Origin of the sequence: Bradyrhizobium sp. Leo170 (assembly GCF_004296405.1) — a bacterium.
In the GTDB taxonomy this organism is placed as follows: domain Bacteria; phylum Pseudomonadota; class Alphaproteobacteria; order Rhizobiales; family Xanthobacteraceae; genus Bradyrhizobium.
In genome coordinates this window covers 1-1396 of sequence record NZ_PSRR01000717.1, presented here as the reverse complement: position 1 = coordinate 1396, position 1396 = coordinate 1, and the positions used below count along the sequence as shown (strand labels likewise).

Sequence of the window (1396 nt, the reverse complement as noted above, 5' to 3'; positions counted from 1 at the left end):
CTTTTTGTTTTGAAGTGCGCGCGCTGGGCGGCGGCCTGGTGAGCTCTACGCCAAAGTGACCATGCGATGATGTGTGCGGGTTGGATTCGCTTTCGAGCGAGTCTGATGGCGATGCGTCGGACTTCCTGGATTGACCAACGGATCAATGACGCCGTGGCGACGCATTGGTTTTTGCCGGAGTTCGGCGTTTCGTTTTTTTGGGCGGCAGCGGATTGGCGCGATGACGGATTGCCGCCATCATGGCGAAGGCGAGCATCACCAGGGAGACGTGGCGATGCCAGCCATGCCAGGATCTGCTTTCGTTGTGATCGAGCCCGAACTCGTTTTTCGCGGTTTCAAAGCTGTCCTCGATCGCCCAGCGATGGCCTTCGACCGCGACCAGCGTTTCAATTGATGTTCCCGCTGGGCACCAGGTGGTGAAGAAGGCGAGGTCACCATCGGCGATGCGGCGACGGATCAGTAGGCCGCGTGTCCACAAACCATCATTTGCACTGTTGAATGGCTCGGCCTCGAGGTCGGCCAGTTCGAGATAACACCAATCGTGCAGCCGCGGTCCTTTGGTTCCGGCTCCCGCCGACAGGCGCTTCCAGTCGGATGAGCGCCGCGTCCGGGCGATGTCTGCGGCCGTACCGGAGACCGGCGGTCGCTTGCCCCAGGATCGAAACACATGAGCGCTGCTGACCCCGAGCACGTAGCCTTTGCCGGCCCGGCGCAGTTGCTGTTCGATATCGCCAACACCATAGACGGTGTCACCAGCAACCCACTTGAATGGCACAGACGCGGCTATTGCGCCTGCGATCATTCTCGTCGCGAGCTTCGGTTTGGTCGCAAAGCCGACGTCGGCAGGCACATATGCGGCTTCCAGGCGATCCGGATCGTCGGTCCATTCCTTCGGAAGATACAGCGTACGGTCGATGAACGCATGACCGTGGCGCGAAACGTAGGCAACGAAGACCCCGATCTGGCAGTTCGTGACCTTGCCTGCGGAACCAGTGTATTGCCGCGCCACGCCGCACGACGCTTTGCCCTGCTTGAGAAAACCGGTCTCGTCGATCACGAGCACCGCATCGTCATCCGCCAAATGCTCGACGACATAGTCACGCACGATATCGCGCAGGGCATCCGCATCCCAATCCATGCGGCCCAGGATCGCCTGCTGACGCCATGGGCCGGGATCGCCAGCCGCCTCGGCGCGCATCCAACCGGTCTTGCGTTGCTCATCTCCGAGAAGGCCTTCCAGGAACAGGCCCGCATTCCTCGCAACACGTTCTTGCCTGAACAACGGACGTATCCGCTTCTTGATCTCCCGAAGCGACGCCGCCCACAACGCAAGCGTCTCCTCAATCGACGCTGCCTGCGTCCACGATCTTCGAATCATGGTTGCCCATGGATTCAG

At 60.7% G+C, this 1396-nt stretch carries 1 protein-coding gene; it reads right to left on the bottom strand.

All coding sequences use genetic code 11. From position 1 onward, the window contains the following. Positions 1–142: 142 nt before the first annotated feature. Positions 143–1378, bottom strand: coding sequence for an IS701 family transposase (locus CWO89_RS44220; RefSeq protein ID WP_130231940.1), 1236 nt, complete (start codon positions 1376–1378; stop codon positions 143–145). Positions 1379–1396: the final 18 nt, after the last annotated feature.